Raw genomic sequence first — 17,004 nt, 5'->3', positions numbered from 1 at the left:
AGGTCTTGAGGGATGAAAACACAAAAAGCAGATGTCGTGATTGTTGGCGGTGGGCCAAATGGTGTGACCTTAGCCAATTATATGGGGCTGTATCATATCAATACGGTGTTGATTGAAACCTCAGAAGAGATTCTGCCATACCCAAGAGCCGTGGGGATGGATGATGAAGCTTTGCGTGTTTTACAAGGTGTCGGGCTGGCTGATACGGCGGTCAAAGACATGATCAGTAATGTACCACTGCGCTATTACAACGCCCGTGGTGTGTGTTTTGCGGAAGTCAAACCCACCGCTGCCCAGTATGGCTGGCCGATGCGTAATATGTTTATGCAGCAGTTATTGGAAGTGACCCTGCGTGATGGCTTGAAGCGTTTTGACTCGGTGGATCTGCGTTTGGGTCATACGATGACCGGTATCCACGACAAAAGCGATCAAGTGATGTTGGAAATCACCGACCCATCCGGTGAAGAGTACTGTCTGGAAGCCGGCTATGTGATTGCTGCCGATGGCGGTCGTTCAGAGATTCGTAAGCAATTAAACGTGGGCTTCACCGGTCTGACTCACCCGGCAAAATGGGTGGTGGTGGATGCGGCGAATGACACGTTGGATGCGCCTTTTACTGCCTTACATGGCGATCCGGTGAGACCTTTCGTTTGTATTTATCTGCCTTATCAACATCGTCGTTGGGAATTCATGTTGTTCCCGCATGAGAAAGAAGAAGATATTTGCCAGGAAGAGGTAATTCGCGGCCTGATTCGTCGCCATATCGGTGACAAAGTGGATGATCTGGATATCGTGCGTATTCGTGCTTATACCCATAATTCCCGTGTTGCAGATACGTTCGTTAAAGGTCGTGTTTTACTGTGTGGTGATGCCGCCCATATCACGCCCCCTTGGGCTGGTCAGGGTCTGAACTCCGGTATTCGCGATGTGGCGAACATCGGCTGGAAAGTTGCCGCAGTGGTGAAAGGCTTGGCTTCCCCCAGCATTTTGCAAACCTATGATGATGAACGTCGTGGTCATGCAACGGATCTGGTTGGCTTGGCTGACAACATGGGCGCGGTATTGGGCATGACGAATCCGATTATGGCGGGTATTCGTGACTGGATGTTCAAGGCAACGGACTCGGTGGACAGCCTGCGCGAGCATTTGGTGGAGTTCAAATTCAAGCCCAAAGCGCACATTATCAAGGGCATTGTGTATCACGAGAGTGAGGAAATCTATGAGGATAGCCTCGTGGGTAAACTCTTTATCCAGCCAAATATAGAAACGGTGACAGGCAACAAAGAGAAGTTCGATACCGTATTGGGCGATTGGTTCTCCATTGTCGGCTATCGCATGAATCCGACGGACTTTATGTCGGATGAAAATAAAGCGTTCTGGAATGATATGCAGACCCAATATGTGCAGGTCAATCCCTCGCGGAGTGGATTCAGCTATGACGAACGTTTGACCGCATCTGGCTGTTGTAGTGTTGAGGATTTAGAGAACCGCTTAGCCGATTGGTTTAGTCAGGCGCGGGATAAAATCGTGGTGATTCGCCCAGACCGTTTTGTGGCAGCCTTAACCTCACCAAAACGTCTCAACGAAGTGTTAGATGAATTGCGGGCCAAACTCGCAGCCAAATAATTGCGACATGGTCACCCGAAGTAGGAGAGTCTCGTGTTAGAAGAGCAAGTTGCTAAGGTATTGATGGAAGCGCGTCGTAAATGTATTGCTATCCCTTTAATCGACGCGCTTTCCAAACAAGATATTGCATTTGGCTATCAGGTACAGAAAGCCTTTATTCGCCTGAATCAACAAGCAGGTAATGAATTAACCGGCTGGAAAGTCGCGTTGTCCAGTCAGCCAGCTTTAGACCGTTTTTCCTTGCAAGAGCCGATTTATGCGCCCCTGTTTGCCGCCAATAGACTGTGCGGTGAGCTCATGCAGGCGCAAGTCATTGCCCCGAAAATTGAATCTGAAATGGTATTTGTTTTAGGGAACGATCTCGCTGGAAATCATGTTTCTGACGACGAAATATTGGCAGCCATTGCGTGGATGGCGCCTGCGATTGAAGTCGCAGATTGTCGTCTTCAGGGCTGGAAATTTGATATTAGTCACTTTGTGTCCGACAACGCCGCAGCGGGTTTTTATCAGGTTGGCAATATGGTTCCGTTTGATGCCAATGTGCTTGAACAGTCAGGTTGTTCCTGTCTATTGGAAACCGCCGAGGGCACCAGTGAAGCCGGCTCTGCGGAGAATGTTTTGGCTGGGCCGCTAGGGTCAATCGTGCGCATGATACGAGGCATATTGACTATTTTTGGCGAAGTGCGTGCCGGACAGCATTTTTTGAGCGGCTCTTTGACCAAGCCTGTTGATATGATATCGGGACAGACCTATCGTCTCCGACTACTCGATCAGACGATAGAACTTCAATATAAGTCATTTATAGGTAACGCGATGACAGATAAATTTGATAAAGGCCTTGCCACCCGTAAGGCAGTGTTAGGTGAAGAATACGTTGACAGCTCAATCAATAATGCGACCCAATTTACACGACCGCTTCAGCAGTTGGTCACTGAGTATTGCTGGGGCGAAGTTTGGCAGCGGGAAGGCTTAGCCAAGCGAGAGCGCAGTCTGATTAACTTGGCGATGATCTCCGCGCTGAATCGTCCTCATGAATTGGCCTTGCATGTGCGAGGTGCCGTGAACAATGGCGTCACGGTCGCAGAGATTCGTGAAGTTTTATTACAAGTGGCGATTTACTGCGGTGTACCGGCGTCGATTGATGCTTTTCGCACAGCGGGCGCTGTACTAAAGGAAATGGGCTTGGATTTAGATGCACCAGACCTTGCCTAATGCGATAACGGTCTTCTTTTCATCACCAAGATAATCAACAGGTACCTTACCATCAAAGACATAACAGAAATGCGGTGAGTGGTATGAAGCGATCATCATTGATTGCTTTTTTCGCCAGTGAGTTACCTTGCCTTTTTTCAATAGAAATTGATGTGTCTTGTCACAAAAACCGATAAAGTGATTTATATAAAAACAATACTAATCTTTATAAGGGCGCACCCTGTTTTTAGTTCGATGCTGTTTTGGGTGCTACTTAAATCTAAGGGTATGTTTTCTTACTTACATCGGGTGTGGAAAGTATATTCAGTATGACCTGAGGTATCTTTATGTCTAAATTCAGTATCAGAATAAAATTGGTTGTGATAACCGGCGTCTTCTTTACTTGTCTTATTGGTATACTTATTTATCTATCTGCTCACTCAATTCGTTCTTTGAGTGACTTTTCTGCCAATGAATTAAAACTATACCAAGAAGATCAAGCCGGTCTTTTATTAGAATCAGCAGCCAATGAAGTTCGTGCCCAAGTGTCTAATTACCTTGGAGATACTGCTGCGATTGTCTCAAGCTTTTCTAAAATTTTAACGGATACGGCAGTGAATAATGATGGGACGCCTTTGACGCGTCAAAAAGTCAAAGAGATGACCCTGTCTTTACTCAAAAGCTCACCGAATATGAATGCACTGTATGCGCAATTTGAACCGAATGGTTACGATGGAAAAGACCAAGCGTCGATGGGAACAGGAGACCATACCTCCTCTGTCGGTACATTAGACACCTATTGGTTAAAAGACGATAACGGTCATTATATTTATAGTGCGGGGCAGCCTGACCTGAAATATGTTCAGAAGCGGGATGAAAATGGCGTTCGGGTATCTGAATGGTATTTGTGTCCTATGGACACGAAAAAAGCATGTCTGTTAGACCCTTATTTATTTGAACTGACAAGTGGTCAAAAAGTATTGATGACCACCTATTCGGCACCTGTTATGGCAGATGGCAAATTTGTCGGCATGGTTGGGGCGGATATCAATTTGTCTGAGATTCAAAAAAAGCTAGAGCAAATCAGCAGTACTTTATTTGATGGGGCCGGTGAGATCACCATTGTCAGTGATAAAGGTGTGGTCGTGGGCTCCAGTGAGCTGCCTGATGCCATCGGTAAAAACATTAATAAGCAGGGGCTCTCCTTTGCGAATCAAAAATCAGGGCTGAACGAAGGTGCTAAACAGTGGATATACAGCGGTAACCTAACCATCAATACAGCCCCCAATGTCTGGAAAATTTATGTCTCTGTTCCAACCTCGGTGTTACTGGCACCGGTGACGAAAATATCCGGTCAATTGGGCGATAAAACACAAAGCTCAATCACCTTGTTTGTGAGTTTGTCCGTCGGGCTTTTATTGGCTGGGCTTGTGCTGGTCTTTTTAGTCGTCAATACGGTGACGTCACCGCTACGTAGTATTGCTTTACGCATGGAAACGTTGGCATCAGAAGATGGAGATTTAACTCAGCGTTTGGATTCGCAAAAACATTTAGAACTCATGTTGTTGGCGCGAGGATTTAATCAGTTTGCGGGCAAATTGCAGGACATGATTATTCGCCTGATTCAGCAACGGGATGTGGTTGCCACGACGAATGATGAGTTTACCAAGGAGACAGCGACAGCCCATCAGTCCACGATGTTGCAGGCGGAACAGATAGATTCTGTGGTCTCTGCTGTGACGGAAATGTCCAGCTCGGCAACAGAAGTGGCGAACTTGGCCCGGCATAATGGCGAAGCTGCAACGGAAATTAGCCAGTACCTGACTGAGTCGTTTGAGCTGGTTCAATCAAATCGACAGATGGTCGAAGGTCTTGCTGATCAGTTAAACGATGCCAGCAATCAAATTGCGCAAGTGTCCCAACGCAGTGATTCTATTTACAGTATTTTGGATACGATTCGGGCCATTGCCGAACAAACCAATCTATTGGCACTGAATGCAGCCATTGAAGCCGCCCGGGCAGGTGAACAAGGCCGAGGTTTCGCTGTGGTGGCTGATGAAGTGCGTAACTTGGCGGCACGGACTCAGGAGTCAACAGAAGAAGTCGATAAACTGATTAAAGACTTGCAGCAGGATGTTCAATCGGCTGTCGAGTTGATTGTGCAGAGCCAGGACAGTGCTCAGCGAACGGTGGCCTCTTCGATTGAAAATGCCGATAAATTAGGCGTTGTGAACGAAAGAGTTGCCGGTATTTCGGATAATACGATCCAAGTTGCCTCAGCAGCAGAGCAGCAATCGAATGTGGCTGAGAGTATTACTCGAAGTTTGGTTGGGATTCATGAATCTTCTGCCAAGCTGAAAGAAACAGTAAGTGAGTTGGAAAGTAGCAATACGAATAGTTCTAAGGCTGTAGCAGAACTCTCCGCCATTTTGTCTCTGTTGAAAGTGAAATAATCAGCGGTTCATCGCTGGCTTACGTAAGCGTGATATTCTTCATAAGAATATCACGTTTTATCCATTTAGATTTTTATCTATTTAGAGCTTTACCCATGTATAAGCGTATCACGGTGTCATGGTGTTGCTCTTTCATTCGGGCGGTTTGCCATTAACTGACGCATTTTATCAATAATCCAATCCGTGAGCTTAGAGCGAGGGCTTTGGATGAGCGTGACAATGCCTACTTCAATAAAGCGATCCGATAACACGTCACTTCTGGCGATTTTGATGTTCTGCGAAAACGACTGGTCGCTGGCAATGTGCTCAGGCACGATGGCCCATCCTTGATTCTGCGTGACCAACTCACAAATTAAATAATAACTGTCTATATCCCAATGATCTGGACTTAAAGCGTGTTCCCGATTTTCTCCTGAGCGGTTGCATAAGACGAATTGTCGATACTGCTGTAATTGCGCCAAACTTAGTATGTCTTTACTGGCCAGAGGGTGCTGTTTTCCAACAATGAGAACCTGTTTTAAATAGCCAAGCGGATGTAATTGTAATTTAGCGGGCAATTGATTGTTACTGAGCATGAGGCCAATATCCGCATTGTGATGGGCAATGGCAACGGCGATATCATCTTGGGAACCATTGGTGATGACCAAGTGAGTGTTGGGGAACATATCGCCGAATTGGGGAAAAATGGTATGGATAGTTTCTAAGGGAAGCGCTTCGTCTATGGCAATGCGTAATGAAATCGGCTCCTGACGTGCGGCCGTTAAGGCCCTTGATTCCAAGCGTAAGCATTGGTTTAGAACGGCTTGAGCTTCAGGCAGTATTTCTTCTCCTAGTGAGGTAAGTACCGGGTACTTAGAACTGCGATCAAACAGCTCAAAGCCTAAATCAAGTTCTAAATTGGAAATCGCACTGCTGATGCGTGATTGTGCTTTATTAAGCTTTCTTGCAGCGGCAGAAAAAGAGCCTGATTCGGCGGCAGTTACAAAAGCAAGCAGTTGGTCAAGGGTCCAGTTCATGTCGTTCTCCAATAGCATGATTTGCAGATGGAATGTGGTTCGACCTATCCTATAAGCAGATAGTAGCTAACTTTATTGTATCTCAATTTGTTATATCATTCTTCCATATCGATGCAATGGGAGAGGCAAAATGCCAACCGTGACACCAACTCAACCACCCAAATCGGTCGCACAGGCCTTTTGGCGCTTTGCGATTCCTTCTATTGTCGCCATGCTGGTGAGTGGTTTGTACCAGATCATCGATGGTTTCTTTGTCGGGCATTATGTCGGCAGTGAAGGATTGGCCGGAATCAATATGGCGATGCCATTATTGGGCCTAATCATGGGCTTTGGTCTGCTTATCGGGATGGGCGGCGGTAGTGTATTGTCCCAATATCGCGGCGAGAATAATGATTCAGCAACGCGATCGACGCTGGTGACCGCTTTGTTTTTGGTTGTTGGTATTGGTTTATTGGCCTCTTTGGTGTTTACGGCCTTGGGGAAAAGTAGCCTGCATCTGCAAGGCGCCACGGGCAACACCCTGATGCTCAGTTGGCAGTATGTTGAGATCATGTCTTATGGGGCATTGATTTCCATTGGTGCCAGTGCCATGCCCATGTTAGTACGAAATGATGATAGTCCGAACATGGCGACTCTCTTTATTGTGGTCGGGGCATTATTGAATATTGTCTTGGATTATATCTTTTTAGGGACGTTAGGAATGGGTTTAAAAGGGGCAGCGGTGGCCACCTTGATTGCTCAGCTTGCCACGTGTGTCAGTATTTCACCTCGTCTAAAGCAAAAACCGTTTTATCGCTCCGTCAGTTTGATAAAAACATTGCCAAACGGATTATACAGCTTGGGGCGTCGAACTTGGTGATGTTTATCTACATGAGTTTTATTATCGCACTGCATAATCGATTATTTATCGACTACGGTGACACCACTCAATTAGCGGCGTTTGCTATCGTGGGCTATTTAGCCAGTTGTTACTATTTTTTTGCCGAAGGGTTGGTCAGTGGCTTGCAGCCACCGGTGAGTTATTACCTTGGTGCGAAGCAGTACCAACGAATTATCCAAACCGTCAAGTTGGCATTTTCGGTGACCGTTGGTTCAGGGATTGTGGTGGTGATTGTGCTGAACCTTTTTCCTGAATTTTTCGCCAGCTTTTTTGCAAATGTTAATGAACCCTTGATTGAGGCTACCAAGGTCGGCATTCGTTTGCATTTGATGGCGTTGTTTTTAGATGGCTTCTTGTTTATGGCCTCTATTTACTTTGTTGCGGTGGGAAAGAGCGGTCAGGCCTTATTTGTCTCTGTCGGGAATATGGTGGTGCAACTACCATTCTTGCTTATCTTACCAAGGTTTTTTGGCATTGAGGGCGTGTGGCTGGCAGTACCGTTATCGAACATCGCCTTTACCGCGATTGTTTTGCCTCTGTTATTCATGAACTTAAAAGGCTTGATGAGATTGTACCGTAGCGAGAATGCTCAAGTGATGACACTGACAAATTTTAGCTAATCGGTGTTAGGTGTATAAATAAGAAACACCGCGCGTGGCTGCAATTGATGCTCTGAAGAAAAACACGCTTGATTCAGTGGGGACCAGAGCATTTGGATTGATGCGGTCGAATTGTGTTGACGTTGGATGGAAAAATAACCAGTCGCTTTTTCATCGGTAGACAGCGTTCCCCTTTCTCTATACAATTCGCGCTCGGAGTTGACTGGGTAGCCGCTGCTTTATTGATGTCCCTTGGTTTTTCTGGGGGAGACTGATAGAGGGGAGGAAAGTCCGGGCTCCATAGAGCAGGGTGCCAGGTAACGCCTGGGAGGCGCAAGCCTACGACAAGTGCAGCAGAGAGAAGACCGCCGATGACCCTTGTGGTCAGGTAAGGGTGAAAGGGTGCGGTAAGAGCGCACCGTGCGACTGGCAACAGTTCGTAGCAAGGTAAACTCCACCCGGAGCAAGACCAAATAGGCTCTCATATGGCGTGGCTCGCGTCTGGGAGCGGGTAGGTTGCTTGAGCCAGTGAGTGATTGCTGGCCTAGAGGAATGGCTACTACCGTTGCAAAACGGAACAGAACCCGGCTTATAGGTTAACTCCGGCTATTCTTGACCCATCATGATATTCAGTCATGATGGGTTTTTTGCTTTATATTGACGTTATCTGTCCCAGATCGTTTAAACTTGGCGCAATATCACGTCTGGTATTCGGGAAGACGGTAGCAGTGTTTCAGGCATTCTACTACCATAGTGTTCTGAGCAAGTTGAACGTATTCGGCCCTTGTGTCTGTTGCATATGGGATGGTTACTTGCATAGGTTTTACGAGAGAACGAATGACGCAAACAGCATTTCAGCATATTTCCGTCCTATTGGATGAATCAATCCGGGGACTGGATATCAAACCGGACGGTACCTACATCGATGGCACATTTGGTCGGGGTGGGCATTCGCGTACGATTTTGTCCAAATTAGGGCCACAAGGAAAACTCTACAGTATCGATCGTGATCCACAGGCGATTGACGTCGCCCGACAGATCGATGACCCCCGTTTTACAATCATTCATGGCCCGTTTTCCGCCATTGCTGATTATGCCGGGGAATATGGTTTGAACGGTAAAGTGGACGGTGTTTTGCTTGATTTAGGCGTCTCTTCACCGCAGTTGGATGACGCTGATCGCGGATTCAGCTTTTTAAAAGACGGTCCGCTCGATATGCGCATGGATCCGACATCCGGTATGCCGGTTTCTCAGTGGCTGGATGAGGCGGATTTAGATGATATCACTTGGGTCATTCGTGAATTTGGTGAAGATCGTTATGCCCGCAGAATTGCCAAAGCAATTATCAGTTATCGCAATGATGAAGAAAATGAACCGTTATTGCGGACCCGGCAACTGGCTCAACTGATTGCCGATGTCGTGCCGAAAAATTATAAAGAGAAGAAACATCCGGCAACGCGCGCTTTTCAGGCGTTTCGGATTTATATCAATAGTGAACTAGAAGAGATTGATTGTGCACTAAAAGGTGCGTTATCGATCCTTGCGCCGCAAGGTCGTTTATCCGTGATTAGCTTCCATTCGTTAGAAGATCGTATGGTGAAGCACTTTATGCGTAAAGAAAGCAAAGGGCCTGAAGTTCCTCATGGACTTCCCTTAACGGATGCTCAGATTCAGGCGTTGGGCAGTGCTAGTCTGAAGACGATTGGTAAGGCTATCAAACCTTCTGAACAAGAAGTCGCACAGAATACCCGCTCCAGAAGTTCAGTGCTCCGGATTGCGGAAAAACTGGCATGACACAGACAAAAAACAGCCAACTCAGTCCGAATTTGGTTCGATTGATTTTGACCGACCTATTCACCGCGGGTCGTTTAGCGCTGTTTTTGCTTTTCATTATGTTTGTTACAGCGATGGGAATCGTATTTACGACCCATCAAGCTCGGCTCGCTATCACAGCCAGAGAACATGAGATGGTTGAACGAGAGCGCTTAGATAGTGAATGGCGTAACTTGTTATTGGAAGAAACTGCGCTTTCAGATAACAGTCGAGTTCAGGATCTGGCACAGAAAGACCTGAATATGATTCGTCCCGATGCAGACAAGGAAGTGGTAGTTCCTCTGAAATGAAAAAGATAGAGCCCTCTCCCCAAAAGCAGCCTTCTCAAAGCCATGTTTTCATCCGTTGGCGCTTCTATATCATCTTATTCTTTGTTTTTTCGGCCTTCGCTATTCTGGTTGGGCGTACCGCTTATATTCAAGTCATTGAGCCTGATAACTTGGTGTATCAAGGAGACTTGCGCTCAATTCGCGCGAAAACAATCCCATCAGCACGAGGGATCATCTCCGATCGAAACGGAGAACCGTTGGCTGTGAGTGTCCCTGTCGATGCCGTATGGGCTGACCCCGCAACCATTTTTAAATATCATGAATTGGATGAGCGGAACCGATGGTACGCTTTAGCCGATGTGCTGGGACTCGATCGGCAGGCTTTGATTGATAAAATTACTGACAATAAAAGTCGTCGATTTATCTACTTGCAGCGTCAGGTGAATCCACCGATGGCAAAATACATCCGTGAATTGAAATTAAAAGGTGTCGGCCTGAAATCTGAATCCCGACGGTATTATCCTTCTGGTGAAGTTAGTGCTCACTTAATTGGTGTCACCGGGATTGATGGTCACGGATTAGAAGGGGTAGAAAAAAGTTATGACAACTGGCTCAGCGGTGAAGCTGGCAAGCAGGTGATTCGTAAAGACCGCTATGGGCGGGTGGTTGAGAATATTGCTTTGGAAGCCAAGCAGGAAGGAAAACCGTTACAACTCACGATTGATCAACGGATTCAGGCCATCGCTTATCGGGCAGTGAAGCAAGCGAAGGCGGATCACCGGGCAACATCGGCATCAGCTGTGATTGTCGATGTGAAAAGTGGTGCCATTCTGGCCATGGTCAATGCGCCATCGTATAACCCGAATAATCGTTCAGATCTCCAAACCTTTCGCATGAGAAACCGAGTTCTGACCGATGCCATGGAACCGGGCTCTACCATTAAACCTTTCACCGAGATTGCTGCACTAGAGAATGGTGTTGCTGATCCAGATACAGTGATTGATACCAAGAACGGTGTGTTCCGCATTGGTGGCAGCCGTGTTCGGGATGTGTCTCGGGTCGGAAAAGCCAACCTACAAAAAATTCTCCAAAAATCGAGTAATATTGGGGTCGCAAAATTGGCTTTACGGATGCCGATTCAGTCGTTATTGGGGGTATATGGTTCCGTCGGCTTAGGAGAGTTATCCGGATTGAATTTGGTTGGGGAATCCGTGGGGATCTTCCCGAACCGGACTCGATGGTCCAAATTCGAGATTGCGACTTTAGCATTCGGATATGGCATTTCTGTTACTCCGATTCAACTGGTTCATGCTTATGCCACGCTGGGAAATTATGGCGTTTATCAACCGTTGCATATTATCGAGAATAACCAGCAGGACATGTCGAAGCAGGTGATTGACCATGATACCGCAAAGTTAGTGCTGGGATATATGGAAACGGTGACTCAACCCGGAGGAACTGCGACGAAAGCTGCGATTCCCGGATATCGGATTGCGGCAAAAACGGGAACCTCACGGAAAGCAACCAAAGGGGGATATAGTGATGAGTATGTCACGATTACCTCTGGGATTGCTCCGGTAAGTGATCCTCGTTTGGCTTTGGTTGTGGTGGTCAATGAGCCTCAGGGCGATGAATATTACGGCGGCTCGGTTGCCGCGCCTGTTTTTGCCGAAATAATGAAAGGAGCACTTCAGATTATGAATATTGCTCCCGATGATAACCAGCCCCGAAGTAAATAAGGAACGTGTATGTGTGACAGTATCTCGATTGCGGAATTGATTTCTCCTTGGCTTCAATTAGAGGCAACCACATATGCTGATATCGCGATTCACCGGCTGGTACTCGATAGTCGTCAGATTCACTCCGGTGATACTTTTGTTGCCGTCATCGGCCATCAAATCGATGGGCGGGCGTTTATTGATGCAGCGGTTACAGCGGGCGCCAATTTGGTGATTGCGCAGTCTGATTCACACAAACAACACGGCACCATCGAATCTCATGCTTCAGTGCCGATCATCTATCTGGATGAACTGAATGCACATCTGTCTGAATTAGCCGGGCGACTGTATCATCATCCGAGTCAACATCACTCATTGGTGGGAATCACCGGAACAAACGGTAAAACAACGATTTCTCAATTGATTGCCCAATGGTTGAATTTATTGGGCAATCAGTGTGCCGTGATGGGCACGACCGGAAATGGGTTTCTTGAACAGTTACAACCCGTTGGCAACACAACCGGTAGCGCGATTGAAATTCAGGAAACATTATCCGCTTTGGTGAATCAGGGGGCGAACTATACAGCGATGGAAGTCTCATCCCACGGTCTGGTTCAAGGGCGAGTGAAAGCGTTATCTTTTGATGTGGGAGTGTTCTCCAACTTAAGTCGTGATCACCTTGATTATCATGGTGATATGGAAAGTTATGCGCAAGCGAAGAAGTTATTATTCTGTACGCATCAGTGCCAGCGAGCCGTAATAAACGTCGATGATCCGATTGGTCGGTCATGGTGTGATGAATTGGATGAAGCGATCGGGGTCTCTTTGTCGGAGCGACCACCGACTCAACTTGGTGTTTGGGCGACGGATATCGACTATCGTGAAGATGGCATTCACCTGTCTTTTGATGGTTCATGGGGAAGCGGCAGTTTTTCGGTACCTTTAATCGGGGCTTTTAACGCCAGTAACGTATTATTGACGTTTACGACGATGCTGGCGCTTGGATTTGATAAAGATGATTTAGTCGCGACAGCCGGGCATTTAGCGCCTGTCGTTGGGCGTATGGAGTTATTCCAGAAAGCGGGACGCGCGAAAATAGTCGTTGATTATGCGCATACCCCCGATGCCCTGGAAAAGGCTCTTTCTGCTCTGAGGGTTCATTGTCACGGCAAACTGTGGGCTATCTTCGGCTGTGGTGGTGATCGAGATCGCGGTAAGCGTCCGTTGATGGCTGCCATTGCGGAGCGACTGGCTGATCATGTGGTTCTGACGGATGACAATCCACGCAGTGAAGCGGCTCAACTGATTATTCAGGATATGTTGCAAGGCTTACAGTCTCCGGCGGATATACATATCGAGCATCAACGGCAAAAAGCGACAGAATACGCGCTATCCCATGCAGATGAGAACGATATTATCTTGCTCGCAGGCAAAGGGCATGAAGACTATCAGATTACTATTGAAGGGATTCACCACTACTCTGATCGAGAGACGGCAACAAGACTGTTGGAGTTAACGGCATGATTCAGGTTTCCTTATCACAATTGGCAAACGTTCTTGAAGCAGAGTTGATTGGCGACGATGTTTATATTCACGCAATTTCGACGGATACCCGCCATATTGACAAGGGAGCATTGTTCATTGCCTTGGTCGGTGAACGTTTTGATGCTCATTATTTTGCCGCTCAAGCTATCGAGCAAGGCGCTCAGGCATTACTGGTGAGTCGGGCATTGAAAGTGAATGTGCCTCAGATTGTTGTGCGCGATACCCGCCAGGCTTTAGGCACAGTTGCTGCGTGGGTTCATCAGCAGTGTCAGACGAAAACCGTCGCAATTACGGGAAGCTGTGGTAAGACGACCGTGAAAGAAATGGTTGCAGAGATTTTAGCCCAAAAAGGGCGGGTGCTGTATACACAAGGGAATTTCAACAATGAAATCGGCGTACCTCTGACATTACTCCGATCCTGCCCGGAAGATGATTTTGCTATTATTGAGCTGGGGGCGAATCATGTCGGAGAAATTGCTTATACGACTCGATTAGTCAGACCGGATGCGGCATTGGTCAATAATGTTGCTGCATCTCACTTAGAAGGTTTTGGGTCTTTAGAGGGAGTCAAGGTTGCCAAAGGGGAGATCTTTGAAGGACTGGCTCCCGGAGCGACAGCGGTCATTAACCTCGATAGTCAGGGGAATGCCTTGTGGGACAAGGTTCTCGCTGATAAGCACGTTGTGACTTTTTCACAACAACAGACGTCTGCTGATTTCTATGCACAATCCATTCGTCTGGATGCGTCTGCCCGTCCAAGCTTTACTCTGATTGCACCTCAAGGTCAGCGAGATGTGCAATTAAATATTATCGGTGAACATAATATTACCAATGCACTGGCTGCGGCTGCATTGGCAACGGCTGCTGGTGCCACGTTAGATGAAATAAAAAATGGATTAGAAAACGCGGAAAATGTGCCGGGGCGCGTGGATGTGTCGATGCTGACCTCCCAAATTTGTCTGATTGATGATAGCTATAATGCCAGTGTGCCAGCTGTAAAATCTGCCATTGATCTTCTGGCAACATTCTCAGCGGTGCGATGGCTTGTGTTAGGGAATATGGCTGAACTCGGCGATGAAAGTCTTGCACTTCACCGTCAAGTCGGTGAACATGCAGCACCCTTTGGGTTTGATTATGTGCTGACATATGGCGAAGATGCCAAAGTTATCAGTGAGGTGTGTCAAGGCGTACACTTTTCTTCACATCAACACATGATGGAGTATATCGAGCGGCAACTCGATAATGATCAAAATCAAGAGCATGTCTTACTCGTCAAAGGTGCGCATAGTGCTGGCATGGGTAAGATAGTTGCTGCTCTCAAGGAGAAATACGCATGATTATTTGGCTTGCAGAATTATTACAGCCATATTTTTCTTTCTTTCGTTTGTTTGAATATCTGTCATTCAGAGCCATTCTCAGTATTTTGACCGCACTGGGGCTCTCCCTCTGGATGGGACCACTCCTCATTAAGCGACTCCAATTGCTACAAATCGGGCAAGTCGTTCGTAATGACGGACCTGAATCTCACTTCAGCAAACGTGGGACACCGACGATGGGCGGGGTGATGATTCTCGCATCCATCTTTATTACGGTATTATTGTGGACGGATTTGTCCAATCCTTACGTCTGGGCGGTGATGTTTGTTCTACTCGGTTACGGGGCGATTGGCTTCGTTGATGATTATCGTAAAGTTGTACGCAAAAATACCGATGGTCTGATCGCTCGGTGGAAGTATTTTTGGCAATCTCTGATTGCTTTATGTGTCGCATTTGCTTTGTATATTCATGGCAAAGATACCAGTGCGACGGAACTTGTGGTGCCTTTCTTTAAAGATGTCATGCCACAATTGGGGATGCTTTATATTGTTCTGACTTACTTCGTCATTGTCGGAACCAGTAATGCGGTCAATTTAACGGATGGACTGGATGGTCTGGCGATTATGCCGACCGTTTTAGTGGCTGCCGGTTTTGGCGTGATTTCTTGGGCGACGGGCAATGTGAATTTTGCCAATTATCTCCATATTCCCTATATCGCTTATGCTTCAGAGCTGTCGGTCGTCTGTACCGCTATTGTCGGAGCCGGGCTTGGGTTTCTATGGTTCAATACTTACCCTGCACAAGTATTTATGGGAGATGTCGGCTCACTCGCTTTAGGGGGTGCACTGGGAACCATCGCTGTGCTTGTTCGTCAGGAATTTGTTCTGGTGATCATGGGCGGAGTATTTGTCATGGAAACACTCTCGGTGATCCTACAGGTCGGGTCTTATAAATTGCGTGGACAACGTATTTTCAGAATGGCACCGATCCATCATCACTATGAGTTGAAAGGGTGGCCTGAGCCTCGTGTGATCGTGCGTTTCTGGATTATTTCAATTGTGCTGGTTCTGATTGGTCTGGCAACACTGAAAGTCCGTTGATGCTTTGTTCCTTCAGTTGAGTTGAAGGGCAAGCGCTATGGTGGTTTGGGGATGACGATGTTATCTATCGGCGGGTGACCGTTTAAGAATCGACTTGGAATGGCTGGTATAAGATGAATGATTGGCAAGATATAAAGAATGTCGTTGTCGTTGGATTGGGGATTACAGGCCTTTCGGTTGTGAAATATCTGGGTAGATATCATCCGAATCTGTCTGTCAAAGTCATTGATACCCGGGACAATCCACCGGGATTGAGTGAGTTACCGGCTGGTGTTGAATGTCATCAAGGCGGCTGGTGCAGTGAATGGCTAGCGGCAGCCGATTTAGTCGTCATTAATCCCGGTATCGCCTTATCGACGCCAGACATTCAACAAGTTATCAAGACGGGAACGCCCGTGGTTGGTGACATCGAGTTATTTGCCTGGCATATCGACAAGCCTGTCATCGCCATTACCGGCTCCAACGGTAAGAGTACCGTCACTGATTTAACCGGAAAAATGGCCGCAGCGGCCGGTCTCCGGGTTGCTGTAGGTGGTAATATCGGCATTCCGGCACTGGATTTGATTGATGAGTCGGTTGACTTGTATGTTCTGGAGCTTTCCAGTTTTCAATTGGAGACAACGAGTCATCTCAAGCTGAAAGCTGCGGCATTTTTGAATTTATCTGAAGATCATATGGATCGATATCGGAATATTGAGGGATATCGTCAAGCCAAATTGCGGATCTTTACTCATGCCGAAGCTGCCATTGTCAATCGCGATGACCCATGCACATTCCCTGATACTTTTTCTGGAGCAGTCGTCTCATTTTCTATCTCACAAGCGGCTGATTTTTCTCTTCAGTATCTCGATGAATGTGAATATTTGGTGGTGAATGGACGTCCGGTGATTGGCTGTGAGCAACTCAAATTAGTCGGACGACATAATCTGGCGAATGTCTTAACTGTATTGGCATTGTTGCAACACGCCGGCATTGCCTATGAAAAAGGCCTTGATGTACTCAAGTCTTACACTGGATTGACACATCGTTGCCAGGTTGTTGAAGATAATCGAGGGATTCAATGGGTCAATGATTCTAAAGCGACGAATGTTGCCAGTACATTGGCAGCACTCTCAGGTTTGACTTTAAAAGGGACACTGTATTTGTTGGTCGGTGGTGTCGGTAAAGGGGCTGACTTTTCGCCGCTGGCTCCGGCTCTGGATTCCCTGAATGTTCGGCTGTGTTGTTTTGGTCGTGATGGTCAGCAGTTTATGCCGTTACACCCCGCAGCGAAACAGTACGAAACGATGGCTGATGTTGTTGCCGATATTGCACCTCAGTTGTTACAAGGGGATATCGTGATGCTTTCACCCGCTTGTGCCAGCTTTGATCAGTTTAAGAATTTTATGGCAAGAGGTGATGCTTTTGCCGATTTAGCGCACCAGTACGCATAGTGTAGGGATATTGTGTCACTCGTAT

General features: G+C 47.0%; 13 protein-coding genes and 1 other RNA gene. 13 read left to right on the top strand and 1 reads right to left on the bottom strand.

Annotated elements, in window-relative coordinates; all coding sequences use genetic code 11:
- Positions 1-12: 12 nt before the first annotated feature.
- The 3 genes from OCU60_RS13970 (at position 13) to OCU60_RS13960 (ending at position 5,270) form a co-directional block, all read left to right on the top strand.
- A complete protein-coding gene (locus OCU60_RS13970; RefSeq protein ID WP_074371811.1) occupies positions 13-1,626 on the top strand; it encodes a bifunctional 3-(3-hydroxy-phenyl)propionate/3-hydroxycinnamic acid hydroxylase in 1,614 nt (537 codons plus the stop codon).
- A 33-nt stretch (positions 1,627-1,659) separates the two neighbouring features.
- On the top strand, positions 1,660-2,838 hold the full coding sequence (locus OCU60_RS13965) for a carboxymuconolactone decarboxylase family protein (RefSeq protein ID WP_235862142.1): 1,179 nt from the start codon (positions 1,660-1,662) through the stop codon (positions 2,836-2,838).
- 326 nt (positions 2,839-3,164) lie between these two features.
- Entirely contained in the window at positions 3,165-5,270 is a 2,106-nt protein-coding gene (locus tag OCU60_RS13960; protein ID WP_074371810.1) for a methyl-accepting chemotaxis protein, read from the top strand.
- A 116-nt stretch (positions 5,271-5,386) separates the two neighbouring features.
- Here the strand turns inward: OCU60_RS13960 and OCU60_RS13955 are convergent, their stop codons facing one another.
- The gene (locus tag OCU60_RS13955) at positions 5,387-6,286 is read right to left on the bottom strand and encodes a LysR family transcriptional regulator (RefSeq protein WP_074371809.1); all 900 of its coding nucleotides are present in this window, start codon (positions 6,284-6,286) and stop codon (positions 5,387-5,389) included.
- A gap of 130 nt (positions 6,287-6,416) precedes the next feature.
- On the opposite strand from OCU60_RS13955, the gene OCU60_RS13950 reads away from it, so the two are divergent.
- The 10 genes from OCU60_RS13950 to murD all read left to right on the top strand — a co-directional run bounded on the left by OCU60_RS13950 (position 6,417) and on the right by murD (position 16,979).
- On the top strand, positions 6,417-7,145 hold the full coding sequence (locus tag OCU60_RS13950) for an MATE family efflux transporter (RefSeq protein WP_235862140.1): 729 nt from the start codon (positions 6,417-6,419) through the stop codon (positions 7,143-7,145).
- 11 nt (positions 7,146-7,156) lie between these two features.
- Positions 7,157-7,786: an MATE family efflux transporter gene (locus OCU60_RS13945; protein ID WP_235862139.1), complete on the top strand. Its 630-nt coding sequence runs from the start codon at positions 7,157-7,159 to the stop codon at positions 7,784-7,786.
- Between the two features lie 194 nt (positions 7,787-7,980).
- An RNA gene (gene rnpB, locus OCU60_RS13940) (RNase P RNA component class A) lies at positions 7,981-8,373 on the top strand.
- Between the two features lie 229 nt (positions 8,374-8,602).
- On the top strand, positions 8,603-9,559 hold the full coding sequence (rsmH, locus tag OCU60_RS13935; protein ID WP_074371808.1) for a 16S rRNA (cytosine(1402)-N(4))-methyltransferase RsmH: 957 nt from the start codon (positions 8,603-8,605) through the stop codon (positions 9,557-9,559).
- On the top strand, positions 9,556-9,888 hold the full coding sequence (gene ftsL / locus OCU60_RS13930) for a cell division protein FtsL (protein WP_074371807.1): 333 nt from the start codon (positions 9,556-9,558) through the stop codon (positions 9,886-9,888). Before rsmH ends, ftsL begins: the two co-directional genes overlap by 4 nt.
- A complete protein-coding gene (locus tag OCU60_RS13925; protein WP_074371806.1) occupies positions 9,885-11,606 on the top strand; it encodes a penicillin-binding transpeptidase domain-containing protein in 1,722 nt (573 codons plus the stop codon). Before ftsL ends, OCU60_RS13925 begins: the two co-directional genes overlap by 4 nt.
- Before the next feature lie 9 nt (positions 11,607-11,615).
- The gene (murE, locus tag OCU60_RS13920; protein ID WP_074371805.1) at positions 11,616-13,109 is read left to right on the top strand and encodes a UDP-N-acetylmuramoyl-L-alanyl-D-glutamate--2,6-diaminopimelate ligase; all 1,494 of its coding nucleotides are present in this window, start codon (positions 11,616-11,618) and stop codon (positions 13,107-13,109) included.
- Positions 13,106-14,467 carry a UDP-N-acetylmuramoyl-tripeptide--D-alanyl-D-alanine ligase gene (locus tag OCU60_RS13915; RefSeq protein ID WP_074371804.1) on the top strand — a complete coding sequence of 454 codons (1,362 nt, stop codon included), beginning with the start codon at positions 13,106-13,108 and terminating at the stop codon, positions 14,465-14,467. Before murE ends, OCU60_RS13915 begins: the two co-directional genes overlap by 4 nt.
- Positions 14,464-15,546 (top strand): phospho-N-acetylmuramoyl-pentapeptide-transferase, encoded by a 1,083-nt coding sequence (mraY, locus tag OCU60_RS13910; protein WP_074371803.1) that lies wholly within the window; start codon positions 14,464-14,466, stop codon positions 15,544-15,546. The genes OCU60_RS13915 and mraY overlap by 4 nt, the downstream gene beginning before the upstream one ends.
- Positions 15,547-15,659: 113 nt before the next feature.
- Positions 15,660-16,979, top strand: coding sequence for a UDP-N-acetylmuramoyl-L-alanine--D-glutamate ligase (gene murD, locus OCU60_RS13905; protein ID WP_074371802.1), 1,320 nt, complete (start codon positions 15,660-15,662; stop codon positions 16,977-16,979).
- The last annotated feature ends 25 nt before the right edge of the window (positions 16,980-17,004 follow it).

It is taken from the genome of Vibrio spartinae (genome assembly GCF_024347135.1).
GTDB lineage: Bacteria > Pseudomonadota > Gammaproteobacteria > Enterobacterales > Vibrionaceae > Vibrio > Vibrio spartinae.
Note: the sequence above shows the minus strand (reverse complement) of the source record. Positions and strands in the feature narration are given on the sequence as shown.